Genomic DNA, 24,151 nt, shown 5'->3' on the forward strand with positions numbered 1-24,151 from the left:
CACGACAACGACGAAGGCCCCGTCCGCGGACGGGGCCTTCGTCGTGAGCGTCAGAAGAGCAGGGATGCCAAGCGCCCGCGCGCGCGGAGGACGCGCGCGTCATCGTCGCCGACGATGCCGAACAGCTCCAGGAGACGCGCACGCACCGGAGCGCGCTCCTCCGCCGGAAGGGTTGCGAACAGGTCGAGCAGGCGTCCGAACGCGTCGTCGACGTGGCCGCCGGCGAGATCGAGATCGGCGACGAGGAACTGCGCCTCGACGTCGGTGGGAGCCGCAGCAGCAGCCGCGCGTGCCTGCTGCAGGTCTGCGCCCTGGACCCGGTTCAGAAGACGAACCTGCCCGAGACCGGCGGCAGCCTCGGCGTCGCGTGGGTTCTCCGCGAGAGCGCGCTCGTACGCCGAGATGGCGCGCGGATAGTCGCCTTCTTCGATCGCTGCGAAGGCCTCGGCGTGCAGCGGCGGCAGCGGAGCCTCGGCGGGCTCGTCGGCATCCGCGGCTCCGTCCGCCGTCGGCACCGTTCCGGTCACGCCGTGCTGCGCCGCCAGCTGCAGGAGCTGCGCGAAGACGTCGCGCACCTGCTGCTCGGGAACGGCACCGTTGAAGAGGGGAACCGGCTGGCCCGCGACGAGGGCGACCACCATCGGGATCGATTGCGCGCGGAAGCCCTGTGCGAGCTGAGGATTGGCATCGACGTCGACTTTCGCGAGCACGACCCGTCCGCCGAGTTCGGTCACGACCTTCTCGAGCACGGGGCTGAGCTGCTTGCAGGGCCCGCACCACTCCGCCCACAGGTCGACGACAACGGGAACCGTGCGCGACAGCTCGAGCACGTCGCCGAAGGTCGCATCGGTGACGTCGAAGATCAGCTTCGCCGTCGTGGCATCCGCGGCCTGCGCGGGAGCGCCACCCGACGCGGGCGGCGTGGGACGGTTGCGCAGCGACGACAGATCGACCGCACCGCGCATGACGGAACCGGGGGCGGGAGTGCTCACGGGGACACCTTCGCTTCGAGGAGGCTGGATCGGTAGCCGAGGAGACGGATCGGATCGTCCGACCCCTGGCTGGGGACGTAGAAGAAGATCTGGTCGGAGTAGGTCGTGGTGAAGCCCGTCGCCGACTGGTCGACGCCGGTGAGAGCCTTGACCGCGGGGTTGTTGTCGAGCTTGATGACGGCGTCCGCGTTGGTCGGCTTCGCCGTGTCGCTCTCGTAGACGTTCACAGCGACGATCGCGCCGGTGTCGAGAGTGGCGAGCGCGATCGGATCCGTGGGACCGGCCGACGCCGTGAAGCTGATCTCCGCCGTGCCCGCTCCGGTCTGGTTGAGCTCGTCGGTGCGCTTCTTCTTGTTGTCCTCGATCGCCGGCAGGAGCAGGTCGTTGGCCGTGTCGAACTTCGACCACGACGCGCTGTTCTGGCCGTTGTTGATGAGGTCCGCGTAAGCGGTGGCGAGCTCGTTCGGCGGCATCACCAGGAACGAGGAGTCCGGCGGCACCTGGGTCGCGCCGACGTACGGTGCGGCGAGTTCGGGCAGGTTGGTGGATGCCTCGAGGTTGCCGACGTAGGACGCCCGGTACTCCGACCAGGGGTTGTCCTGCGTCATCATCATGATGGTCGTCGTGGGGGCGCTCGCGTCCGCGGACTCGACGACGGTCATCACGGTACGCGGCCACGCGTTCGTGGTCTGGGGAAGCGTGATCTGCACCGGCTCGGCGGGGATGGCGGGCAGCGCCGGACGATCGGGGATGGCCGCACGAAGTGTGTAGTTGGTCTTGCGCTCGGCGAGCGCCGGACCCGTCAGGCGCGTCTCCGCGGCGGTGGCGTCCATCGCCGCATCGGCCTGCGCGACCGTCTGCGAGATCCGCGAGACGATGCGCTGCGCCTGCGCCTCGGTCACCGCCGGGGGGAACTGCCCCTCGGGCACGATGACCGTTGCGGACGGGCTCGGCGAATCCGACGCGGCGATCTGCGGCCAAGCGTCGGCGGAGCAGCCCGCGAAGAGGGCGGCGGACACCCCGAGGGCGGGAAGAGCGACGAGCGCGCGACGACCCGACCCGAGCACACCGCGCGTCCGGCCGTTCCCCCGACGGCGGGTCGACTCGCTGATCACCCCTTTGTCGTCGGCGTCGGCGATCGAAATGGGTTCCGTCACCGGCAGCGGAAGCCCCTTGCGACGGGGACGCCGCGAGCGACGGACATGACGGATGCCGAGGACGTAGAGCACGAGGCCGATGAGCAGAACGACTCCCCCGCCCACGATGAGCGGGCCCGCCCACGGAGTGGAGTTGTCGACCGGCCACGTCACCGTGATGGTGGAGGGGGCCGGCGCCTGCCCGTCCGAGGCGACGAGGACGCTCATGTCGGCGGGAAGCTGCAGGGTCTGGGTGAGGGTGCCGGTCTGCTCGAACTCGTCGAGCCAGAGGTCGGAACCGACCGGCGAACGCGCACCGGCCGTCTGCGTTCCCGTCGTGGTGCCGGCCGTTCCCGTGGCATCCGTGCCCCCGGTCGCATCCGTCGCGGTCGTCGAATCCGCGGGCGTGGGCTCCACGGTCGGTTCGATGACCGAGGTCTCGACGGTGTTCTGGTCGCCCATCGTGACCGAGGTGTACTCGGCGTCCGAGAGCCACGCGCGCATGTCTTCGGTGCGGCCGTACGACACGAAGACGTTCGAGGCGCCCTCGACACGCAGCGTCTGCGCCCCCGGAAGGCTGCCGAGGACCGCGCCGTCGATCATCGTGTAGGCGGTCGACTGATCCGTCTGGATCGTCTGCGATGTCTCCGCCGGCCCTTGGAACACGGTGCGCTGGGCAATGCCCGCACCGATCATGACGGCGGCGATGATGAACGCCACCACGGCCCAGACGAATCTCACGCTATGCACCATCCCCAATCGGCGACTCGGGTGGTCGCCGAAGAATCGACGTTTCAGACTATCGGAGGACTCCTGAAAGTTCGCGGCGAGGAACGTACGCGCCCCGCCGCCGCGCGCTCAGTATCCTTGCGGAAAGGACGCGGCCACGGCCGCAGGAGGCGGGAGTCCCCGGCATGAAGATCCACAACCCATTCCGGGTAGCACTGCTCGCGACGCTCGGTGTCGGCGTCGGGCTCCTGCTCATCGGCAGCGTCGAGAACCTGTCGACGATCCTCCTCTACGTGGGCACCGCGCTGTTCCTCTCGCTCGGCCTCGACCCGGTGGTCTCCTTCCTCGAACGGCGCGGGCTCCCGCGCTGGGCGGCCGTCCTCGCGACGATCCTCGGTGTGCTCGGCATCTTCGCGGGCATCATCCTGATGGTCGTCCCGATCATCGTGAGCCAGATCGCCCAGCTCGTCGCGCAGATCGAGGAGCTCCTCCGGCCCGGTCGGTGGAACGAGATCGTCTCCGGCGCGCAGGACTGGGCCTCGTCGACGCTTCCATGGCTCCCGCTCGATCAGGTGTGGGCCGGCATCCAGCACTGGTTCTCGACGCTCGACGTCGGCTCGATCTCGACCATGGTCGGCAACAGCCTCTTGACGATCGGCGGGGCGGTCGCGGCGGGCCTCGGTGGCGCCTTCATCGTGCTGATCCTGACGATCTACTTCACGGCATCCACGCCGTCGCTCAAGTCGGCGGTCTACCAGCTGGTTCCCGCCTCGAAGCGCGCCCGCTTCATCGAACTGGCCGAGAAGATCACGGATTCGGTGGGGTACTACGTGATGGGCCAGGTCAGTCTGGGCGTGATCAACGGCATCCTGAGCGCGATCTTCCTGAGCATCATCAACGCGCCCTTCCCGGCGGTCCTCGCGGTCGTGGCCTTCTTCTTCTCGCTCATCCCGCTCGTGGGAACCCTGACCGGATCGACGATCATCGTCCTCACGTGTCTGATCCCCGGTCTCGGCTCGCCGACGATGGCCCTCATCGCCCTCATCTACTACCTCGTGTACATGCAGATCGAGGCCTACGTCATCTCACCGCGCATCATGAACCGCGCGGTGTCGGTCCCGGGAGCGGTCGTCGTCATCGCGGCGCTCGCGGGCGGGGCGCTGCTGAACCTGCTCGGCGCGCTGATCGCCATCCCTGTGGCGGCCAGCATCCTGATCATCTATCGCGAGGTCATCATCCCGCGCCAGAACGAGCGCTGACGACGGTCACTCCGTGACGTCGTCGTCCCATTCGACGGCGAGCGGCAACGCGTCGGGGTTCACCGCGGCGACGATCTCGGTCAGGACACGGCGGGTCTGCGTCTCGCCGACCCAGAGATGCTTGCCGCCGTCCACCGCGATGAGCGTCGCGTGCGGGATCGACGCGAATCGCTCGCGAGCCTCGTCGGGGCGCAGGTAGTCGTCGAACTCCGGCACGAGCACCACCACACGACGGTTATCGTCACCCCACGCGGCGACCTCCTCGGCGGTCGCGCGATGCAGGGGCGGAGAGAGCAGGATGACGCCTTCGATGTCGTGGTCGCGTCCGTACTTCAACGCGAGCTCCGTGCCGAACGACCAACCGACGAGCCAGGGGCGCGGCAGCCCGCGCTCCCGGACGACGTCCATGGCCGCGGCGACGTCGAAAGCCTCGGCCGCTCCCCCGTCGAACGAGCCCTCACTCGTGCCGCGAGGCGAGGTCGTCCCCCGTGTGTTGAATCGCAGGACCGCCAGGTCCGCCAGCGCTGGGAGGCGGCCGGCCGCCTTACGCAGGATGTGCGAATCCATGAACCCGCCCGCGGTGGGCAGGGGGTGCAGGGTGACGAGCGTCGCGACGGGCTCGCGCTCGGCCGGAAGGGCGAGCTCACCCACCAGGGTGAGACCGTCGACGGTCTGCAGATCGATGTCTTCTCGTCGCGCCGGGAGCAGGACGGGTCCGCGAATCTCCATCACGCAATCCTCCAACAGGGTGTGTGCCAGTGGCGACGCGCGGCCAGGTCGGCCGCGTCGCCGAGAACACCGTCCGCGCGCCACACCACCACGTGCGCCACGCCCGGCTCGACAGCCCGACCGCATCCCGGGCAGCGATACTCCTTCTGCGCCTGAGGGGCCGAGATGGGCTGAACGGTCCATTCGATACCGCGCTTGATCTCGCTGCGCTTCCAGCCGGCGATCAACCGGTCGAGCGAGTCATCGCCGCGACGGGGATCCGGCCGGCGCTTGCGTGAGCGGGGCATGGATGCCACTCACCACCAGTGGTTGCTGGTCCAGAACGCGTACGCACCGGCCCAGCTGCCGTAGCGGCCCGTCGCGTACCCGGTCGCCCACCGCAGGTTGTCGACCGGGTCGTACCCGTTACCGGGAACCTTGCTGCACGGCAGCGCTTGCACGAGCCCACACGCCCCCGAGGAGCGGTTCGTCGCGTTCGGGTTCCAGCCGCTCTCGCGGCTCACGATGTAATCGACGTAGCCCATGTCGGACTCGGCGATGCCGGCGGCCGCCATCCACTCGGCGGGCGCACCGCCGCCCGTGTAGAACAGCGGGCCACCCCCGCCTCCCGAAGACCCCTGGTCTGCCGGGGAGGGAGTGGGAGTCGGCGTCGGCTTCGGCTTGACGTAGACGTTGTAGCTCGCACGGTCGAGCTGCGGCGATTCACGCTCGCCCGACGTGGCGACGACCTGCGTGTCGTTCAGCCCCTCGGCGAAGAGCGTCACCGTCTTCGGCTCCTCGGCCTTCGCGCTCGATATCACGGCCCCCATGGGGCCGACGTAGGCCGCCGCGAAGAGAAGCGCGGCGCAACCGGCGAAGACACCGACCACACCACGGCGGCGAGACCACCGAGGGGCGCCGCGGCGAGGGAGGGCGGGGGGAATGACGTCGGCCGAGTTCGCGCCACGGCGCGAGACGTGGCGCGAAGACGCACGTGTGAGGTCGGATCCGGAAGTCACAGTTCCTCGAGTCTACCGATGCCGCGCAAGGGCGGCGACGTGCGCATCAACCGATCGCGAGCATCACTTCGACGACCGCGTCGAGAACGGCATCCACCTGCTGCTCCCGATAACCGCCGCGTTCCATGCGGAACGCCACCGAACGCACCTGCTCCGCGGTGATCGGGTCACCCGTGGCGAGGTATCGCGCGATGCGGTCGGCGGCGACGTCGACCTCTTCGACGCGGTAGCCGTAACGCATGAAGCCGACGCGATCGAACCGGTGCCCGCGCGGCCGCTGAAGCCGGTCGAGGACGACCTGAGCCGTGTCGCGGGTCTCCGCCACCCACGCCCGCGCGCCCAGACGAGACAGCGCATGTTCGCGCTCGCGCGCGGCGAAGGCGTCTTCGACCCGTCCGAGCGCGGCATCGACCGGTCCGATGGCGTACCCGCCGCGGACGAGCGGGAACGCCATCGCTCGAACCTCTGTCGAGCGCAGTGTGCCGTCTGCGTCGGACTCGAAGGCCTCTCGCGCGCGGGCGAGGAACTGGTCGACGGCTCGCTTCTCGTATCCCTTCGTCCGGCCGGGAGCGTCCGGGAACGGCTCGCTCGTGCGGCGGTCTTCGGTCGTCGTTTCGGTCATGACACTCCCAGCGGGGCGAGCAGATAGAACATCGCGAGGGCGGCGATCGCCGACGGCAGGATCGAGTCGAGGCGGTCGAGGACTCCACCGTGGCCCGGAAGCCACGAGCTCATGTCCTTGATGCCGAGGTCGCGCTTGACCATCGACTCGCCGAGGTCGCCGACCGTCGCGGTCGCCAGCACGACGGCACCGAAGATCAGCCCGGCCCACCACGGGATGTGGAGCATGAACGCCGCGAGGAGGACACCGGCGACCAGAGCGGCGACGCACGCCCCCGCGAAGCCTTCCCAGGTCTTCTTGGGGCTGATGCGCGGTGCCATCGGATGGCGTCCGCCGCGTCCGAAGGTCAAGCCCGAGACATAGGCACCGGTGTCGGAGACGACCGCCACGATGAGGAAGGCGAGCACCCACCACTCGCCCCGATCCTCCGAGAGCAGGATCGTCGCGAAACTGCCGAGGAACGGAAGGTAGAGCTGGATGAATCCCGCCACGAGGACATCGCCGAGCACGGCGGCGCGCGTGCGCCCGTCGCGAGCGAACATCTGGCCGACCAGACGCCAGACGATGACGATGACGACCGCAGCCAGCGCAGCGACCCAGTGCACCCACAGTCCGGCGAAGAATCCGCTCAGCAGGAGCAGAAGACCGAGTCCGAGCTGCGGGCCGATGTCGACGCGTCGGCCGGATGCCTGGAGGGCGCGCGAGAACTCGAAGATCGCCAGCCCCACGGCCGCCGCAGCAAAGAGGACGAACAGCCACTTGAAGAAGATCAGCGAGGCAATGACGACCGCCCCGATCAAAACGCCGATGAGGGTTGCGAGGATCAGGTCGCGGCCCGTGCGCTGCTTGATCCGCTCGTTGGCCTGATCGAACTCGGCGCGGGCCTGGGCGATGTGCTGCTCGGCATCCGATCGCATCGCGCGCAACTGCGATTCGATCGCCGTCACGCCTTCGCCGGCGGCAGGCGATCGGCGCGGTCCGTCGGCACGACGACGACCGGCCGCACCGGTGTGCGGCTCGGCGTCGTCGCGTTCGGACTCATCGGTCATCGACGTCAGACCTCGAGGAGTTCGGCCTCTTTGCGCTTGAGGGCCTCGTCGATCTGGTCGACGTGCGCGCGCGTCACGCCGTCGAGCTCTTTCTCGGCGCGGACCAGCTCGTCCTCACCGACGTCGCTCTTCAGGGCATCGAGGTCGTCCTTCGCCTTGCGGCGCAGGTTGCGGATCTGGACCTTCGCGTCTTCGCCCTTGCCGCGGACGAGCTTGACGTACTCTTTACGGCGCTCCTCGGTGAGCTCGGGCATCGTGATGCGCACGATGTTGCCGTCGTTCGTGGGGTTCACGCCCAGGTTCGGCATGTCGCGGATGGCCTGCTCGATCGCCTTCAGCGCCGACTTGTCGTACGGGTTGATGACGAGCGTGCGCGCCTCGGGGTTGTTCAGCGAGGCGAGCTGGGCGAGCGGCGTCGGCGAGCCGTAGTAGTCGACCAGGACCTTCTGGAACATCTGGGGGTTCGCGCGCCCGGTGCGGACGGTCGCGAAGTCCTCCTTGGCGGCCTCCACGGCGCGATCCATGCGCGTTCCGGCATCGGCGAGCACATCGGCGATCACGGTGACTCCATTCGTTGGGACTGACGTCTCAGTCTAGTCGCGCGTGGGCCCGGCACCCCGGGCCCACGCGGCGGGTCACGCGGTGACGAGCGTCCCCATCGTCTCGCCGAGGAGCGCGCGCGTGACGTTGCCCTCGGGTTCCATCCCGAACACGCGCATGTCGATGCCGTTGTCCATGCACAGGCTGAAGGCGGTCGAGTCCACGACCTTCAGCCCCTTCTGCAGCGCGTCGTTGTACGTCAGGTGGTCGAGCTTCGTCGCGGACGGATCGAGGCGAGGATCGGCCGTGTAGACGCCGTCGACGCCGTTCTTGGCCACCAGGACCTCGACGGCCCCGATCTCGAGCGCGCGCTGCGCCGCGACCGTGTCGGTGGAGAAGTACGGCAGGCCCGCACCGGCGCCGAAGATGACGACGCGACCCTTCTCGAGGTGGCGCACGGCGCGACGCGGGATGTAGGGCTCCGCGACCTGTGTCATCGAGATGGCGGACTGCACGCGTGTGGCGGCGCCGGCCTGCTCGAGGAAGTCCTGGAGGGCGAGGGCGTTCATCACGGTCCCGAGCATGCCCATGTAGTCGGCACGGCCGCGGTCCATTCCGCGCTGGCTGAGCTCGGCGCCGCGGAAGAAGTTCCCCCCGCCCACGACGATCGCGATCTCGACACGATCGACCGCCTCGGCGATCTCTCGTGCGATCTGGCTGACCACGTCGGGGTTGACCCCGAGCTGGCCTCCGCCGAATGCCTCACCCGACAGCTTCAGGAGCACCCGGCGGCGCTTGGTCGCTTCATCGATCACGTGTCATGTCCTCTCGTTCCATCCAAACTATCTGCCTGGCGGCGGACTCGAAACGTCGCGCGCGCGGGAAAAAGGCCCGGGATGCCATGGCATCCCGGGCCTTGTGACGGGCCGTCAGCCTGTCGAGGTGTTACGCGCCGACCTTGAAGCGGGCGAAGTCGGTCAGGGTCAGACCGGCGTCGGACGCGACCTTGGCGACGGACAGCTTGTTGTCCTTCGCGTAGTCCTGGTCGAGCAGGGCGACCTGCTTGAAGAAGGCGTTCACACGGCCTTCGACGATCTTCGGCAGGGCGGCCTCGGGCTTGCCCTCGTTGCGGGAGATCTCGGTGACGATCTCGCGCTCCTTCTCGACGTCGGCCTCGGGCACGGCATCGCGAGTGAGGTACGAGGGGTTGGCGAACGAGATGTGCTGCGCGATGGAGCGAGCCGTTTCGGCGTCGTCACCGGTGTAGGCGAGCACCACGCCGACCTGCGGGGGAAGGTCCTTGCTGGTCTTGTGCAGGTAGACCTCGAACTTATCGCCCGAGATGGTGCGGACGCGACGCAGTTCGACCTTCTCGCCGATGATCGCGGCCTCGTCGGAGATCAGCTGCTCGACGGTCTGGCCGTCGGCGTCGGCGGCGAGGGCGGCCTCGACCGAGTCGGCGCCCGCGGCGGCGGCCGCGTCGACGACCTTGTCGGCGAGAGCGATGAAGCGCTCGTTCTTGGCGACGAAGTCGGTCTCGCAGGCGAGCTCGAGCAGCGTCACGGAACCGTTGTTCTCGCGAGCGACGACGAGGCCCTCGCTCGTGGAGCGGTCAGCGCGCTTGGCGTTGCCCTTCGCACCCTTGAGGCGCAGGATCTCGACGGCCTTCTCGACGTCGCCGTCGGCCTCTTCGAGAGCCTTCTTGGTGTCGACCATGCCGGTGCCGAGCTGCTCGCGCAGCGCCTTGATGTCGGCGATCGTGAAGTTTGCCATGGTGTGGCGTCTCCTTGTCGTATGCGTTCTTGATAAGAGCTCGGCGGGGCCGTGGCGCCGCACCTCCACAGGAGGTACGGTCACGACCCCGCCGGACGTAGCCTGTGCGGGTGACGTCGCGGTGACGCGAACGTCGCGCTGCTTACTTGCTGTCGGCGGCCTCGGCGTCGGCGACCTCGGCGGCGGACTCGCCCGCCTCGGCGGCGACGGTCTCGTCGTGAGCCTCGGCACCGGCCTCGTCGGCAGCCGACTCGGTCGCGGCCTCGGTGGTCTCGGCGTTGGTCTCGAGGAGCTCGCGCTCCCACTCGGCGAGGGGCTCGGCGGCCTCGTCTTCACCGGCGGGCTGGTGACGCTGGATGAGGCCCTCGGCGGCGGCGTCGGCGATGATGCGCGTCAGCAGGCTGACCGAACGGATCGCGTCGTCGTTGCCGGGGATCGGGTACTGGAACTCGTCGGGGTCGGCGTTCGTGTCGAGGATGCCGATGACGGGGATGCCGAGCTTCTTGGCCTCGTCGACCGCGAGGTGCTCGCGCTTGGCGTCGACGACCCAGATGGCCGAGGGGGTCTTCTGCAGGTTGCGGATACCACCGAGCGACTTGTGCAGCTTGTCGAGCTCGCGCTTCTTGAGGAGGAGCTCCTTCTTGGTGAAGCCGCTCTCCGCCGGGTTCTCGTAGTCGAGCTCCTCGAGCTCCTTCATGCGGGCGAGGCGCTTCGACACCGTCTGGAAGTTGGTGAGGAGGCCACCGAGCCAGCGCTGGTTCACGTAGGGCTGGCCCACGCGGGTCGCCTGCTCGGCGAGGACTTCCTGCGCCTGCTTCTTGGTGCCGACGAAGAGGATGGTGCCGCCGTGCGCGACCGTCTCCTTGACGAACTCGTACGCCTTGTCGATGTAGCCGAGCGACTGCTGCAGGTCGATGATGTGGATGCCGGAACGCTCGGTCAGGATGAAGCGCTTCACCTTCGGGTTCCACCGGCGGGTCTGGTGTCCGAAGTGAACGCCGCTGTCGAGCAGCTGGCGGATGGTGACGACGGCCATGGTCGTACTCCTGTTTCTGGGCGCTCGGGCGCCGTGGTTGTGGTTGATCGCGCCGGACGAGTCGTCCGACGAGCCTGGTGCCCGGCGCACACCCGCCAACCGCCGGAGCGGAGGACCATGGGGTGTGGATGCCACGCGATGCGCTGTCCCGAAGGACGGCGCGCTGCGCTCTGGGCACGCGGAGTCATCCCGAATACACGAGATGCGTCTGCCAGTGTACAGGACGGGCATCGGAGACCGCTCGCCCTGGCAGCTCCTCCCCCACGGCGTGTTTCGCCGATTCGTCCCCATTCCGCGGCTTCCGCGCCATCGACGACCGCCGCCCCGGCGACACTGACCCCATGTGGCGTTCACCTCTCCGCTCGGTCTTCGCGGCGATCGCGATCGTCGTGTCCGTGATCTGTCCGGCGGCTGCGGTCTCGGCGACGGATGATCTCGCGCAGCGCGGCTGGGTGTGGCCGGTCGACGAGGTGCAGCTCGTCCGTCGTTACGAGGCACCCGCCCACGCGTACGGACCGGGTCACCGCGGTGTGGACCTTGCGGCGGGCTCATCCGTTCGAGCACCGGCGGCCGGCCGCATCGCGTTCGCCGGGATGGTCGCGGGCCGACCTGTCGTCACGATCGACCACGGCGACGGTTTGGTGACGACTCTCGAACCGGTCACGACGGAGCTGGCTGCGGGAGACGCCGTTTCGCGGGGATCGCCGGTGGGTGCCGTCGTGGCGGGTGGCCACACCGCGCCGGGGATCGTGCACTTCGGCGTACGGCTCCATGGGCAGTACATCAATCCCCTGCGCCTCTGGGGTGGCGTCCCGCGAGCGGTGCTCCTGCCGTGCTGCTGAAGCCCGACGCGGAGCTCGTCTCAACCGATCTGGTTGTCGCGACCCTCGACCACGCGGTCGCCGACGCCCCCGCCGGCGGTCACGGTATTGTTCTGACCGCGGACCGCGACGGACGAAATCGCGCCCACCGCGGTGACCCGGGTTCTGTCACCGCTCAAATCGACGCTGCCGATCGTCCCCGCTGAACTGATCGCACCGTCGTTGCCCTGCACCGAGACCGCGCCGATCTCGGCGGCGTCCACCCGGACGCGGTCCCCCGCGATCATGAGGGAGCCGATACGCGCAGCCGTCGCATCGACGGTCAGCGCGCTTCCCGAGACCGATAGCGCGGCGCACGCCCCCTCGACGCGCACGGTCTTCTCGCTCCCCGAAATCGATGCGGACTCTCCGTCGGCGCAGGTCACCCCGTCACCGTCCGTCGTGCCGCCATTGCCCGTGCCGCCATTGCCCGTGTCGCCGTTACCGGTCCCGTTGTTCGAGGACGCGGATTCCGCGGGCACCGGGGTCGACGCAGTGAACGACGGGCTCGCGGGGACCACCGACGGGGACGGAACGGTCCCCGCGGGGTGTGTCGCGCCTGCCCCCATCCCCGGGGGCAGGCGAGTGACGGTCGGCTGTGGCGCGAGCGCGCAGCCCGTCAGCAGCGCGACGAGAACCCCTGCCGCCAGCGCGACGCTTCGCGCACGTCCCCGTCGATTCACTCTTCCACGGTACGGCTGGCGGTGGGGCGGGCGCTAGCTGTCCCGACCTCTGCGAGTTCCGCGCCGGTCTCGGCCGTCCCAGCTGACGCGGCACGTGACGGACACGGGTCGATGGGCAGGCCGCTGGCGCTCGCCCGTCGGTGAGCGCAGACAGGACGCGAGCCCGCGGCGCATCACGCGGCGCGCGGCAAGAACTCGCCGGAAGTTCAGGCGCGCGGGTGCGCGAGCCGGTAGGCCTCGCGTAGTCGCTCACCCGAGACGTGGGTGTAGATCTGCGTCGTCCCGAGACTCGCGTGCCCGAGGATCTCCTGGACGGTCCGCAGATCTGCGCCGCCGTCGAGAAGGTGGGTGGCCGCGGAATGTCTCAAGGCGTGCGGACCGAGCGCCTCGGCTCCCACTGCAGGGCCGACGACCCGTGACACGAGCGCATGGACGGCACGCGGGCCGAGCCGCGCGCCCCTCGCACCGATGAACACGGCGCGTCCGGCCCCGCCATCGTCGCGCGCGCTCAACACGGGCCGACCGCGCACGAGGTAGGCATCCAGTGCGCGCGCGGCGGGGAGGCCGTACGGAACGACTCGCTCTTTGTCTCCTTTGCCGCGCAGTCGCAGGGTGCGATTGTCACGGTCCACGTCGTCGAGGTCGAGTCCGCACAGCTCCGACACGCGCGCGCCAGACCCGTACAGCATCTCCAGGACGGCGTGATCGCGAAGCTCGAGAGGATCGCCGGTCTCGGCGCGGGTTGCGGCGCTCGCGAGAACCTCGTCGAGAGCCGAACTCGTCGCGACGACGGGCAGGGTCCGCCCCCGTTTCGGGGCGACGAGGCGAGCCGACGGGTCGAAGTCGATGAGGCCCTCGTCTCGCGCCCACGAGAAGAAGGCACGGACGGACGACGTCCGTCGAGCGGCGGTTGCTTTGGACAGGCCGGTGGTCGTCGCCTCCCACTGCCATTCGCGGAGCATCTCGATGTCGAGGTCGGCCAGCTCAGGGTCGCGCGTCGAGCGCACCAGGTCTGCGAGGTCGGATCGGTACGCGCGAACGGTGGCCGGTGAGAGTCGGCGCACGGTCGCAAGGTGCGACAGGAACGCCTCTGCGGCGGCGGAAGAGCGCATGACTCCAGATTGCCCCCGATCGCTGCCGAGGGGTGACAGGGCGCGCGCGGACTCCTCGTCGAACGGTGATTCCCGGCGGCCCGCGTCGTGGGCAAGTGCACACCGACGCCGCACGGACTCGCGTCACTCGCGCACCGCACGCCAGCCTCCGTCGTCGTCCCGCACCACCCGCCCCTCGAGCTCGGCGAGTCCGAGGTGAGTCTGCGCCTCTGCCACCGAAAGTCCGCTGCGGCGCGCGATGTCGTCCGTCCGCCGCCCGACGCGCGGGGAGAGAGCGTCGAAGATGCGAGTTGTCTCGTCCGTCCGCCCCTCGTCCGGAGACCCCCCGGGAACCTGTGTCATCGACACGTCGCCGAGCATCTCGCGAACGTCCTCAGCCGAGGTCACGCACACGCCGCCGTACTCCCGCAGGATGCGATGGCACCCCGCTGATGCCGCCGAGGTGACGGGCCCCGGAACCGCCCCCAACGCTCGGCCCAGAGTCGCCGCGTGCGCCGCGGTGTTCAGTGAGCCGCTCCTCCATCCGGCCTCCACCACGACCACGGCGTCCGCCATCGCGGCGATGAGGCGGTTGCGCGCGAGGAACCTCCACTTCGTGGGGCTCGATCCGCACGGGGTCTCGCTCCAGACCGCGCCGGATACGGCGATCCGTTCGAGCAGCCCTTCGTGCCCGCGCGGGTACGCCCGATCAACTCCCCCCGCGAGGAAGGCGACCGTCGTCGCGCCCGTCGACAGCGCCGCCCGATGAGCGGCCCCATCGATCCCATAGGCCGCCCCGGAGACGATCGCGACCCCGGATGCGCCGAGTTCGGCGGCGAGATCTGCGGTCACCCCCTCGCCGTACGGCGTCGCCGCGCGCGCACCCACGATCGACACGGCCGATGCGAGGGGGTCTCGGACGCTCCCCCGCACCCACAGTGCGATGGGAGCGTGGAAGCCGAGGTCGTCGACACGCGACGGCCAGTCGGGATCGCCGGGCACCACCAGGCGGGCCCCCGCTCGTCGAGCGCCGTCGAGAGCGGATCGGACGGCCGCGGGGCGCAACCTCGGCGACCACCGCGCGCGGGCCGCCGCCCACTCGTCGTCCGTCGGCGTCGCGGCCGTCCGCAGAGCCTCCACGGCGCCGACGGCGGTGATCAGCGCCCCCGCTGCGCCGTCCCCCGGCTCGGCGATGACGTTCCAGATCGTGCGTGCATATGCCTCGCATTCCATCCCGGCCACCACACCCGAGATGCCGGTGAGCGCAGCACGAGCTGCCTCGGGAGACAGATCGGGCAGGCTCACGCGCTCATCCCCCGCCGGAGGTACAGCGCCCGCCCGATGTCGTCCACCGTGATTGCGTCGTGACCAGCGATGTCGGCGACGGTCCACGCGACGCGGAGCAGGCGGTCGTACCCGCGCAGGGTCAGTGCGCCGCGTCGCAGCGCGGTATCGAGCGGGCGGAGCACGTCGACGGATGGAGACGCGGGTCCTCTCAGCCACGTCCCGGGAGCGTCCGCATTCCGCGACCAGGGGGTGTCCGCCCAGCGTCGGGCAGCGCGCTCCCGCGCGTCGGCGACGATGGCCCTCGCCTCACGAGTCGTGATGGTCGCGGTCTCGGTGCCGCGCCTCGCGGCGGACACCCGTTGGAGGCGCAGATCGATGTCGATCCGATCGAGCAGAGGGCCGGAAAGGCGGCGCGTGTACCGACGGATCGCCTGGGGCGGGCATTCGCAGGAACCGCCGGGAACGCCGTACTGCCCGCACGGGCAGGGGTTGGTCGCGACCACGAGTTGGAATCGCGCGGGGTAGGTCGCCGCCACACCCGAGCGATGAAGGTGGATCTCCCCACTCTCGAGCGGCTGGCGCAGGGCATCGAGGACCGAGGCGGGGAACTCTCCGCCCTCATCGAGAAACAGCACGCCCTCGCTCGCACGGGCGATGGCCCCCGGCCGCACGATGCCGGACCCGCCCCCGATCAGTGCCGCAGCGCTCGCGCCGTGGTGGGGGCTCTCGAACGGCGGGGTCCGAGACAGGCGTACGACGGTCTCACCCGAGAGCGAGCGAACGGAGGCCACCGATAGCGCTGCCTGGTCGTCCAGGTCGGGAAGGATGCCGGGGAGTCTGCGCGCCAACATCGTCTTGCCTGCCCCCGGTGGACCGCTCATCAACATGTGGTGCCCGCCGGCGGCAGCGACCACCAGCGCGTCCACCGCGTCGGTTTGTCCGACGACGTCGGCGAGTTCGAGCGCCGGAGCGTCGCGGGCCGGCGGCACCGTAGGAAGGACCGGCTCGAGGTCCGCGGCGTCGCACGAGCCGCCGTGCCACCGCACGACCTCGGCGAGACAGCCGGCGGCACAGACCTCCATTCCCTCGACGAGGTCCGCCTCGCCCGCGTTCGCGGCGGGGACCACCACGCGCCGATGACCGGCCCTGCGGGCGACCATCACCGAGGGAAGGACGCCGGGCACCGGGCGAAGACGCCCGTCGAGCCCCAGCTCGCCGATGTGCACGGTCGCGGAGACGCGGGCGGCATCCATCGATCCCGTCGTCGCGAGCGCGGCCACCGCGATGGCGACATCGAAACCCGAGCCGCGCTTGGGCAGGCTGGCCGGGGAGAGATTGACGGTGATCCGACGCTTGGGAAGGTCGAGTCCGCGGTTCGCACACGCGTTGCGGACCCGGCGACCGGCTTCGCCCAACGCCTTGTCGGGGAGACCGATGATCGAGAACTCCGGGGTCTGCTGCGACAGGTCGGCTTCGACCTCCACGAGGTCGCCCCGGAGGCCTGATAGTGCGACCGCCCAGGTACGGGCGACGGTCACAGGGCATCCTCGAGATGCTCGAGCCGCGCGGTCGACGGATCCGGCCCCGTCACCGCGATCGCGTCGAGCCGCAATCGACGACCGCGTGCCTCCTCGGGGTGCTCCGCCATCCACGCCATCGCGAGGCGCCAGAGTCGAGCGGCCTTGCGCGCGTCGATGGCGTCGAAAGGGTGACCGAACGCCTCACTCGTCCGTGTCTTGACCTCGATGACCACGAGCGCCCCGTGGTGATCCGCGACGATGTCGATTTCGCCCTGCGGACATCGCCAATTGCGATCGAGGATGAGATAGCCGCTACTGCTGAGGTGCGCGACGGCGCGGTTCTCACCGGCTCGTCCGAGTTCGTCTTTCGCTGCCATGCCCGAGAGCGTGACAGCCGCGGCCGGTCGCCGTGAGGGGGGAAGGCGCTTTCGGTGGAGGAGTCAGCGATTCACCGTATTGGGGAGGAGAGCCCCGCCGTGATCCTCAGTTGTCGAGCGAGAGCTCTTCGGGCAGCTGGAAGTCGCGACGCGAGAGCTCTTCGACGTTCACGTCCTTGAACGTCAGCACCCGCACGGACTTCACGAACCTGTCGGCCCGGTAGATGTCCCACACCCAGACGTCCGACATCGAGATCTCGAAGTAGAAGTCGTGCTCGGTGTCGCGGCGGACGACGTTGACATCGTTGGCCAGATAGAACCGGCGTTCGGTCTCGATCACGTACTGGAACTGCTGCACGACGTCGCGATACTCGCGGTACAGGGCCAGTTCGAGTTCGCGGTCGTAATCCTCGAAGACGTCGTCATCCATGGTCTCTCCATCCTAGGCGCGCATGGTCGCGCAGGTCGCACGGCGTCGACGACCCGGGCGCGTCCTGGCCCGCAGCCGACGTCCAGCCTCGTCTCGTCCGCGAAGCGAAGCAGTCAGAACAGCGTGGGGGCTGCGGCGATCGCCCAGGAGTGCCGGTGGTGCACGCTCATGCCGTGCGCCGAGATCGCCTCGCGGTGATCGAGGCTCGCGTAGCCCTTGTTGCGCGCCCAGCCGTACGCGGGCAGGTCGTCGTGCAGATAGGTCATGACGGTGTCACGGGCGACCTTGGCGATGACGGATGCCGCAGCGGCGCTCGCGCAGTCACGGTCGGCCTTGACGATGGGCTGGACGCGCAGGCCGCGCTCCCCCGCCGGGGTGATGTAGTCGTGGTTCCCATCGAGAATGACCAGCGCGTCTTCGGGGACGACACCGTGCGCGCGAAGGTCGGCTATCGCCCGGACGGCGGCGAGCCCGAGGGCGCGGATGATGCCGATCTCATCGATCTCGTCAGAGCTCGCCCACCCGACGGCACTGTGCTGGACGAAGGCCGCCGCGCGGGCTGCCACCTCGGGCCGGCGCGCCTCCGGGACGAGCTTCGAATCGCGCAGCCCGGCCGGAACGCGCTTGCGCGATCGCGCGGGATCGATCACGGCGGCGCCCACAGCCACCGGCCCCGCGAGCGCTCCGCGTCCGACCTCGTCGCACGCGATGATCAGCGCGTGCTCTTTGAGCATGCGCCGTTCGAGCGTCAGCGTGGGTTCGATCACGGGGTCGCCTCCGGGGCGGGCACCCCCGCGAAGACGTTGTGGTGGAAGTCGATGAGCCCGAAGCGCGAGAACGGCCAGGTGATCAGGAAGGCACGTCCGACCACGTTGTCGATCGGCACGAACCCCTGTCCGGGCTGATCCTGGTTGAAGCGGGAGTCCTTCGAGCTGTTCCGGTTGTCGCCGAGCACCCACAGCGAACCGGGGGGAACGGTGATGTCGTACGGAACGGGATTGGGGGCCGTAGCCCCGGGCGCGAGCTTCACGTACGGCTCGTCGAGGGGGACGCCGTTGACCGAGGTCTGCCCCAGGGCGTTGCAGCAGACGACATGGTCGCCGGGCGTTCCGATCACCCGCTTGATGAGGTGGTCATCGCTGTCGGGCGCCGAGAGGCCGAACAGCGACAGCACCCAATCCGCGCCCTCTTCCAGCGGTGGACGCGCGGGTTCGGTGTTCACCGGCAGCCAGCCACCCGGATCGCGGAAGACCACCACGTCGCCGCGCGAGTACTGCCCGAAACGCGGCGTGAGCTCGTCAACGAGGATCCGGTCCTGCTCGATCAAGGTGTTGTTCATCGACGCGGAGGGAATGTAGAACGAGCGCACCACGAACGTCTTGACGAGGAACGAGACGACCAGGGCGATCAGGATGATCACGACGATGTCGCGCAGGAAGGCGCCCCATCCCCGTCGTCGACGGTCCGGAGAAGCGGATGCCGTGGCATCCGGGGTCGACGCGGTCTGGTCGCTCATGCAAGATCCTTCACCAGGCTCGCCGCACACCGGAGAACCCGCAGCAACAAGGGTCGCACATCGCACGCCCTGCGCCGGACGGCGTGGCCATGAAAACGCCGAACGCCCCGTGACGGAGCCACGGGGCGTTCGAGAGAGTCGACTCAGCGGTCGCGCTTCTCCTTGATCTTGGCCTTCTTGCCGCGGAGGTTGCGCAGGTAGTACAGCTTGGCGCGACGCACGTCACCGCGCGTGACGACCTCGATGTGGTCGATCACGGGGCTGTGGACCGGGAAGGTGCGCTCGACGCCGACCTGGAAGCTGACCTTGCGGACGCAGAAGGTCTCGCGCACGCCGTCGCCCGAGCGGCCGATGACGACGCCCTGGAAAACCTGGATACGCGAGCGGTTGCCTTCGGTGATGTTGACGTGCACCTTGACGGTGTCGCCGGGGGCGAAGGCGGGGATGTCGGAGCGGAGCGAAGCCGCGTCGACGGAGTCGAGGATCTGCATGATCATCACTTCCTGCGACCGCCACAGGTCGATCGCACGATAAGAGGGAAAAAGGTGAGGCGTGCCCGAGGCCGCGGATGCGGCGGGACTCCCCTGAGGCAGAGCCGGTCAGGGCACAAACGCCTATTCTGCCACGCCCCTCGAGCCGCACCAAACCGGCTCAGTGCCCCGGTCGGTTCTCCGGCACCACGATCACGTCGCCGACGGTCCGTGGGCGCGGCGGCGCGGACGTCGGGGGAATGTACGCGGTGCCGTCCTGCGCGTGCAGAACGGTCACCGAACCGCGCGCTTCGTTCCACAGCTGCGACAGCGACGACCAGAAGAGCACGAGCGCACCGACCACGCTGAGGGCCAGCAGAGCGAAGAACAGCCGCGCGTCGTAGAAGCCCAACGCGACGATGACGAGGTGCCAGAGACCGAGCCCGGCGATGTCGCGCCAGCCAGCGGCGCCGGTCAGCCTCACGCTGGCCCGCGCGCGGACCAGCAGCGTGAGGAGGATCTCCGAGACGAACACGGTCGGGGCCGCGATCAGCAGCCAGAGCAACGCCCACCCGCTTCCGCCGGCGAACACGATCCACCCGACGAAAAGCCACAGCGGCAGAACGAAGGCGGCAGGGAACAGCCATCGGAGGAACACTCGGCGAAGCACCATGGAGCGAGGCTACGCACCGTCACTGTGCAGCGCCTATGAGTGAGGAAGGCGTGCGACGGGCGGACGGGCGGGATCGGGGAGAATGGTCGGTGACGAAGGGAACCACCGATGATCGAACTGCGCACCCCTGCCGAGATCGAGGCGATGCGCCCGGCCGGCCGATTCGTCGCCGAGGTGCTGGCGACGTTGCGCGACGAGACCAAGGTGGGCACCAATCTCCTCCACCTCGATCGCCGCGCGCACGACATGATCCGGACCGCCGGGGCGCAGTCCTGCTACATCGACTACCACCCGTCATTCGGGGCGAGCCCGTTCGGAAAGGTGCTGTGCACCTCGATCAACGATGCGGTGCTCCACGGCCTCCCCCACGACTACGTGCTGCGCGACGGTGACCTCGTGTCGCTCGACTTCGCAGCATCCGTCGACGGATGGGTCGCCGACTCGGCCGTCTCGTTCGTGGTCGGCACTCCCCGCGACGAGGACCTCGCTCTCATCGACACCACCGAGCGCGCCCTGGTCGCCGCGATTGACGCGGCGACCGTCGGCCACAAGATCGGCGACATCTCCGCGGCGATCGCTGCCGTCGCCCACGCCGAGGGGCTCAGCATCAACACCGACTTCGGCGGTCACGGCGTCGGCCGCACGATGCACGGCGACCCGCACGTCGCCAACGACGGCAAGGCCGGGCGGGGTTACCCCCTGCGCGCCGGCCTGGTCGTCGCGCTCGAGCCGTGGTTCCTCCAGACGACCGACGAGCTCGTGACCGATCCGGACGGCTGGACCCTCCGCAGCGCCGACGGTTCCCGCGGCGCGCACTCGGAGCACACCGTCGCGATCACCGCAGACGGACCGATCGTGCTCACCGACCGGTCGTTCCTCGGCGTCGACTGACAGACGAATGACGGATGCCGCGGCCTCGAGGCCGCGGCATCCGTCATTCGTGCGAGATCTCAGTCGGCGAGCAGGTCGGGTCGACGTTCCCGCGTGCGTTCCAGCTGCTGCTCGCGCCGCCAGGTCGCCACCGCGCCATGGTTTCCACTGAGAAGAACCGGTGGCACCTCGCGCTCGCGCCACACGGCCGGCTTGGTGAACGAGGGGTACTCCAGGAGACCGTCTTCGTGCGACTCCTCGACGAGGCTCTCGGGATTGCCGACGACGCCGGGGATGAGACGGCCGATGGCCTCGACCATCGCCATGACGGCGACCTCGCCGCCGTTCAGCACGTAGTCGCCCAGCGAGAGGAGCCGCACGTCGCCGAGCTCCGCGGCGTAGTCGAAGACGCGCTCGTCGATCCCCTCGTAGCGACCGCAACCGAAAACGAGGTGCGACGCCGTGGAAAGCTCGCGCGCGGTCGCCTGGGTGAACCGCTCACCGGCGGGCGACGGGAAGATGATGACGGGGCGGGACTCGGCGTCACGTGTGACGTCGTCGAGGGCTTCGCCCCATGGCTCGGGCTTCATGACCATGCCCGCACCCCCGCCGTAGGGGGTGTCGTCGACCGTGCGATGGCGGTCGTGCGTGTAGTCGCGCAGGTCGTGCACGCGGACGTCGAGAAGGCCCGTCGTCCGGGCTTTCCCGAGCAGCGACACCTCGAGGGCGTCGAAGATCGTCGGGAAGATCGAGACGACGTCGATACGCACGTCAGTCCTCGCGGCGGGGTTCGTCGGCGCTCGCGGCGTCCTCGCTCGGGGCGTCCTCGGACTCGGGGCCTTCGGCATCGGTCGGCTCGTGCTCGTCGCCCTCGTCGCTCGGAAGGTCCTCGAAGAGACCGGCCGGGGGCGTGACGACCACGCGACCCCCCGCGATGTCGACCTCGGGCACGATGGCGCTCACGAACGGGACGAGAACCTCGCGATCCTCGCCGGAGGGGCGCACGATCAGCAGGTCCTGCGCGGGAAAGTGGTCGACCCGGACGACACGTCCGACGGTCTCGCCATCACGCACGACATCCAGCCCGACGAGCTGGTGGTCGTACCACGCGTCATCTTCGGCGGGAGCGTCGGCGGTGTCCTGGTCGATCCACAGGATCGCCTTGACGAGCTCTTCGGCGGCCGTGCGGTCGTCGACGCCCTCGAAGAAGGCGACCGGGTGCGAGTTCATCCACCGGAACTCGCGGACCGTGAGCGGGCGACCGTGCCACGGCGACGACTCCGGCACCTGCAGAGTGAAGGTGTTCCCCGGGACGAAGCGCCCCTCGGGGTCGTCGGTGTAGAGCTCGAGCTTGAAGGCACCCTTGAGGCCGTGGGCCTTCACGAGCCGCCCCACGCGGAGCTGAGTCTTGGCGGGCTGACCGCCCGCGGGTTCGCCGGCCGCCATCAGTCGTCGGCCACGTCGACGCGCACGCGGCGCCCGTCGGCGAGGGCGGACACGACGGTGCGCAGAGCCTTGGCGGTGCGTCCGCCGCGCCCGATCACGCGACCCCGATCATCGGGGTGCACGCGAACCTCCAGCACGTCACCGCGGGGCGAGGTGCTGGAACGGATGGTCACGTCGTCGGGGTGATCGACGATCCCCTTGACGACGTGTTCGAGCGCGGCAGACAGCACGGGACTTACTCGGCCGAGGTCTCGGCGGCGTCGTCGGCCGGAGCGTCGGCTGCGGGAGCCTCGGCCTTCTTCTCGGCCTTGGGCTTGACGACCGACTTCTTGCCGGCCTCAGCCTCGAAAGCGGCCTTGGGCTCGCGCACCTTGACGGTGGACACGGCGTCCTTGTCGCCCTTGAACTTGCCCCAGTCGCCCGTGAGCTTGAGGATCGCAGCGACCTGCTCGGTGGGCTGGGCGCCGACCGAGAGCCAGTACTGCGCGCGGTCCGAGTCGACCTCGATGAACGAGGGCTCCTCGGTGGGGTGGTACTTACCGATCTCCTCGATCACGCGGCCGTCGCGCTTGGTGCGCGAGTCGGCGACGACGATGCGGTAGTAGGGCGCACGGATCTTACCGAGACGCTTGAGACGGATCTTGACAGCCACGAATTTTCTCCTGGATGGTGAAAAGCGAACGAACCGATCGCCTGGAGCGTGGGGTGCACACCCGGCGGAAGCTCAAAAAGGCGGGCCGACACTGGATAGAGGGTCGAGTGCCTGGTCCGACCCTCTATTCTGCCAGATGACACGGCGAGGCGCGAAACAGAACGTCGCGCGTGTCCCGTGTCAGACTGACCGAATGACGCTGCAGTTCGCTTCCTCGACGCGCTCGTCCGTGGGGCTGGAGTGGGAGCTGATGCTCGCCGACCGCGACACGGGCGATCTCGTTCCCCGAGCCCCCGAGATCCTGGATCTCGTCGAGGAGCGCACGGCTCTGGAACGCTTCACGGTGACGGGCGAACTGCTCACCAACACCGTCGAGGTGACGAGTGGCGTCGGGGACACGGTCGCCGCGGCCGTCGACGACATCGGCGACGCCATCGGCGCGCTGCGCGAAGAGACCGAGCCGCGTGGCATCGAGCTGCTCTGCGCGGGCAGTCACCCGTTCGCTCAGTGGTACGACCAGCAGGTCACCGACAAGACGAGGTATCACACCCTCATCGAGCGGACCCAGTGGTGGGGCCGGAACATGATGATCTGGGGCGTGCACGTCCACGTCGGCGTCGACAGCGTGGACAAGGTGCTACCGATCGTCAACGCCCTGACCGTCTACCTTCCTCACCTGCAGGCGCTCTCGGCATCCAGTCCCTTCTGGGCCGGCGAGCGGACCGGATACGTCTCCAACCGCTCCCTCGTCTTCCAGCAACTGCCGACGGCGGGGCTCCCCTGGCAGCTGGAGACGTGGGACCAGTTCGAGGCCTATCTCGACGACATGGTCCGCACGGGCGTGATGGCGGATGCCACCGAGGTGCGGTGGGACATCCGTCCGGCCCCGCGCTGGGGCACCGTTGAGATCCGCGCGTGCGACGGGATGTCCACTCTTCCCGAGCTGGCCGCGGTCGCCGCTCTCGCCCAGACACTCGTGGAACACTTCTCCCGACTCATCGACGAGGGCAAGGAGCTCCCGGGGATCCCCCCGTGGTTCGCCCGCGAGAACAAGTGGCGTTCCGCGCGATACGGGCTCGACGCGCGGGTCATCGTCGACCGGGACGGCACGCAACGACCGGTGGTGGAGCACTTGCGGGAGACGATGGAGGAGCTCGCCGACATCGCCGTCGAGCTGAAGTGCGCGCGGGAATTCGCGGGCCTTGAGACCATTCTCTCGACCGGCGGCAGTTCCGCGCGGCAGCTCGCCGTGGCCGAAGCCGCCGACGGCGATCTGCGCGAGGTCGTGCAGCATCTCATCCGGGAGTTCCGCGCGGGCCCGACGCTGCGAGAGCACCTGGCGGCGCTCCGCGCGTGACCGATCCGGCGATCGGGCGCTCGGCGGATTCTCATGGCCGCGCCTCTAGGATCGCG

At 69.2% G+C, this 24,151-nt stretch carries 29 protein-coding genes; 4 read left to right on the forward strand and 25 right to left on the reverse strand.

Annotation, left to right across the window (positions count from 1 at the left end; genetic code table 11):
• Positions 1–50 precede the first annotated feature (50 nt).
• Together AB0O24_RS12815 and AB0O24_RS12820 are read right to left on the reverse strand one after the other, a co-directional pair.
• Positions 51–992, reverse strand: coding sequence for a tetratricopeptide repeat protein (locus tag AB0O24_RS12815; RefSeq protein WP_275801826.1), 942 nt, complete (start codon positions 990–992; stop codon positions 51–53).
• Positions 989–2,869: a glycosyl transferase gene (locus tag AB0O24_RS12820; protein WP_275801828.1), complete on the reverse strand. Its 1,881-nt coding sequence runs from the start codon at positions 2,867–2,869 to the stop codon at positions 989–991. The genes AB0O24_RS12815 and AB0O24_RS12820 overlap by 4 nt, the downstream gene beginning before the upstream one ends.
• A 173-nt stretch (positions 2,870–3,042) precedes the next feature.
• On the opposite strand from AB0O24_RS12820, the gene AB0O24_RS12825 reads away from it, so the two are divergent.
• On the forward strand, positions 3,043–4,116 hold the full coding sequence (locus tag AB0O24_RS12825) for an AI-2E family transporter (protein ID WP_275801829.1): 1,074 nt from the start codon (positions 3,043–3,045) through the stop codon (positions 4,114–4,116).
• Positions 4,117–4,122: 6 nt separating this feature from the next.
• Here AB0O24_RS12825 and AB0O24_RS12830 read toward each other — a convergent pair whose 3' ends face one another.
• The 9 genes from AB0O24_RS12830 to rpsB form a co-directional block, all read right to left on the reverse strand.
• A complete protein-coding gene (locus AB0O24_RS12830) occupies positions 4,123–4,845 on the reverse strand; it encodes an alpha/beta fold hydrolase (RefSeq protein ID WP_275801830.1) in 723 nt (240 codons plus the stop codon).
• Positions 4,845–5,132: a hypothetical protein gene (locus tag AB0O24_RS12835; RefSeq protein ID WP_275801832.1), complete on the reverse strand. Its 288-nt coding sequence runs from the start codon at positions 5,130–5,132 to the stop codon at positions 4,845–4,847. Before AB0O24_RS12835 ends, AB0O24_RS12830 begins: the two co-directional genes overlap by 1 nt.
• A 9-nt stretch (positions 5,133–5,141) precedes the next feature.
• Positions 5,142–5,843 (reverse strand): transglycosylase SLT domain-containing protein, encoded by a 702-nt coding sequence (locus AB0O24_RS12840; RefSeq protein WP_275801833.1) that lies wholly within the window; start codon positions 5,841–5,843, stop codon positions 5,142–5,144.
• A gap of 46 nt (positions 5,844–5,889) precedes the next feature.
• On the reverse strand, positions 5,890–6,465 hold the full coding sequence (locus tag AB0O24_RS12845; RefSeq protein WP_275801834.1) for a DivIVA domain-containing protein: 576 nt from the start codon (positions 6,463–6,465) through the stop codon (positions 5,890–5,892).
• On the reverse strand, positions 6,462–7,514 hold the full coding sequence (locus AB0O24_RS12850; RefSeq protein WP_363375377.1) for a phosphatidate cytidylyltransferase: 1,053 nt from the start codon (positions 7,512–7,514) through the stop codon (positions 6,462–6,464). Before AB0O24_RS12850 ends, AB0O24_RS12845 begins: the two co-directional genes overlap by 4 nt.
• Before the next feature lie 5 nt (positions 7,515–7,519).
• Positions 7,520–8,074: a ribosome recycling factor gene (frr, locus tag AB0O24_RS12855; RefSeq protein WP_058596098.1), complete on the reverse strand. Its 555-nt coding sequence runs from the start codon at positions 8,072–8,074 to the stop codon at positions 7,520–7,522.
• A 75-nt stretch (positions 8,075–8,149) separates the two neighbouring features.
• Complete coding sequence (gene pyrH / locus AB0O24_RS12860; RefSeq protein WP_275797029.1) at positions 8,150–8,869, reverse strand: UMP kinase; 720 nt, start codon at positions 8,867–8,869, stop codon at positions 8,150–8,152.
• A gap of 130 nt (positions 8,870–8,999) precedes the next feature.
• The gene (gene tsf, locus AB0O24_RS12865) at positions 9,000–9,827 is read right to left on the reverse strand and encodes a translation elongation factor Ts (protein ID WP_275801315.1); all 828 of its coding nucleotides are present in this window, start codon (positions 9,825–9,827) and stop codon (positions 9,000–9,002) included.
• A 142-nt stretch (positions 9,828–9,969) separates the two neighbouring features.
• Positions 9,970–10,863: a 30S ribosomal protein S2 gene (rpsB, locus tag AB0O24_RS12870; RefSeq protein WP_275801317.1), complete on the reverse strand. Its 894-nt coding sequence runs from the start codon at positions 10,861–10,863 to the stop codon at positions 9,970–9,972.
• Positions 10,864–11,204: 341 nt separating this feature from the next.
• Here rpsB and AB0O24_RS12875 point away from each other — a divergent pair, with 341 nt between their 5' ends.
• Positions 11,205–11,705 carry a M23 family metallopeptidase gene (locus AB0O24_RS12875; RefSeq protein WP_275801319.1) on the forward strand — a complete coding sequence of 167 codons (501 nt, stop codon included), beginning with the start codon at positions 11,205–11,207 and terminating at the stop codon, positions 11,703–11,705.
• 20 nt (positions 11,706–11,725) lie between these two features.
• Here AB0O24_RS12875 and AB0O24_RS12880 read toward each other — a convergent pair whose 3' ends face one another.
• From AB0O24_RS12880 to AB0O24_RS12925, 10 genes are all read right to left on the reverse strand, one after another.
• Positions 11,726–12,205, reverse strand: a complete 480-nt coding sequence (locus tag AB0O24_RS12880) for a DUF3060 domain-containing protein (protein WP_275801322.1) — start codon at positions 12,203–12,205, stop codon at positions 11,726–11,728.
• Between the two features lie 407 nt (positions 12,206–12,612).
• Complete coding sequence (locus tag AB0O24_RS12885) at positions 12,613–13,518, reverse strand: tyrosine recombinase XerC (RefSeq protein ID WP_275801324.1); 906 nt, start codon at positions 13,516–13,518, stop codon at positions 12,613–12,615.
• A 123-nt stretch (positions 13,519–13,641) separates the two neighbouring features.
• Positions 13,642–14,802 carry a DNA-processing protein DprA gene (gene dprA / locus AB0O24_RS12890; RefSeq protein ID WP_275801326.1) on the reverse strand — a complete coding sequence of 387 codons (1,161 nt, stop codon included), beginning with the start codon at positions 14,800–14,802 and terminating at the stop codon, positions 13,642–13,644.
• On the reverse strand, positions 14,799–16,322 hold the full coding sequence (locus AB0O24_RS12895; protein WP_275801328.1) for a YifB family Mg chelatase-like AAA ATPase: 1,524 nt from the start codon (positions 16,320–16,322) through the stop codon (positions 14,799–14,801). Before AB0O24_RS12895 ends, dprA begins: the two co-directional genes overlap by 4 nt.
• Positions 16,319–16,681 carry a YraN family protein gene (locus tag AB0O24_RS12900; RefSeq protein ID WP_275801330.1) on the reverse strand — a complete coding sequence of 121 codons (363 nt, stop codon included), beginning with the start codon at positions 16,679–16,681 and terminating at the stop codon, positions 16,319–16,321. The genes AB0O24_RS12895 and AB0O24_RS12900 overlap by 4 nt, the downstream gene beginning before the upstream one ends.
• 106 nt (positions 16,682–16,787) lie before the next feature.
• Positions 16,788–17,111, reverse strand: coding sequence for a DUF2469 family protein (locus tag AB0O24_RS12905; protein WP_013586353.1), 324 nt, complete (start codon positions 17,109–17,111; stop codon positions 16,788–16,790).
• Between the two features lie 113 nt (positions 17,112–17,224).
• Complete coding sequence (locus AB0O24_RS12910; protein WP_275801336.1) at positions 17,225–17,845, reverse strand: ribonuclease HII; 621 nt, start codon at positions 17,843–17,845, stop codon at positions 17,225–17,227.
• Between the two features lie 29 nt (positions 17,846–17,874).
• On the reverse strand, positions 17,875–18,627 hold the full coding sequence (gene lepB, locus AB0O24_RS12915) for a signal peptidase I (RefSeq protein ID WP_275801333.1): 753 nt from the start codon (positions 18,625–18,627) through the stop codon (positions 17,875–17,877).
• A gap of 143 nt (positions 18,628–18,770) precedes the next feature.
• Positions 18,771–19,118: a 50S ribosomal protein L19 gene (gene rplS, locus AB0O24_RS12920; RefSeq protein WP_058597687.1), complete on the reverse strand. Its 348-nt coding sequence runs from the start codon at positions 19,116–19,118 to the stop codon at positions 18,771–18,773.
• Positions 19,119–19,278: 160 nt separating this feature from the next.
• Positions 19,279–19,770, reverse strand: a complete 492-nt coding sequence (locus AB0O24_RS12925; RefSeq protein ID WP_363375387.1) for an MFS transporter permease — start codon at positions 19,768–19,770, stop codon at positions 19,279–19,281.
• A gap of 108 nt (positions 19,771–19,878) precedes the next feature.
• Here AB0O24_RS12925 and map point away from each other — a divergent pair, with 108 nt between their 5' ends.
• On the forward strand, positions 19,879–20,661 hold the full coding sequence (gene map / locus AB0O24_RS12930; RefSeq protein WP_363375388.1) for a type I methionyl aminopeptidase: 783 nt from the start codon (positions 19,879–19,881) through the stop codon (positions 20,659–20,661).
• Between the two features lie 59 nt (positions 20,662–20,720).
• Here the strand turns inward: map and trmD are convergent, their stop codons facing one another.
• The 4 genes from trmD to rpsP are packed head-to-tail and all read right to left on the reverse strand — an operon-like array spanning position 20,721 to position 22,738.
• On the reverse strand, positions 20,721–21,410 hold the full coding sequence (gene trmD / locus AB0O24_RS12935) for a tRNA (guanosine(37)-N1)-methyltransferase TrmD (protein ID WP_275798126.1): 690 nt from the start codon (positions 21,408–21,410) through the stop codon (positions 20,721–20,723).
• A 1-nt stretch (position 21,411) separates the two neighbouring features.
• Complete coding sequence (rimM, locus tag AB0O24_RS12940; RefSeq protein ID WP_275798128.1) at positions 21,412–22,086, reverse strand: ribosome maturation factor RimM; 675 nt, start codon at positions 22,084–22,086, stop codon at positions 21,412–21,414.
• A complete protein-coding gene (locus AB0O24_RS12945) occupies positions 22,086–22,316 on the reverse strand; it encodes an RNA-binding protein (RefSeq protein ID WP_275798129.1) in 231 nt (76 codons plus the stop codon). The genes rimM and AB0O24_RS12945 overlap by 1 nt, the downstream gene beginning before the upstream one ends.
• A gap of 5 nt (positions 22,317–22,321) precedes the next feature.
• The gene (gene rpsP, locus AB0O24_RS12950; RefSeq protein ID WP_275798131.1) at positions 22,322–22,738 is read right to left on the reverse strand and encodes a 30S ribosomal protein S16; all 417 of its coding nucleotides are present in this window, start codon (positions 22,736–22,738) and stop codon (positions 22,322–22,324) included.
• 193 nt (positions 22,739–22,931) lie between these two features.
• Here rpsP and AB0O24_RS12955 point away from each other — a divergent pair, with 193 nt between their 5' ends.
• Positions 22,932–24,095 (forward strand): glutamate--cysteine ligase, encoded by a 1,164-nt coding sequence (locus AB0O24_RS12955; protein WP_275798132.1) that lies wholly within the window; start codon positions 22,932–22,934, stop codon positions 24,093–24,095.
• Positions 24,096–24,151 lie beyond the last annotated feature (56 nt).

It is taken from the genome of Microbacterium sp. NPDC086615, from assembly GCF_040686055.1.
Classification (GTDB): Bacteria; Actinomycetota; Actinomycetes; order Actinomycetales; family Microbacteriaceae; genus Microbacterium.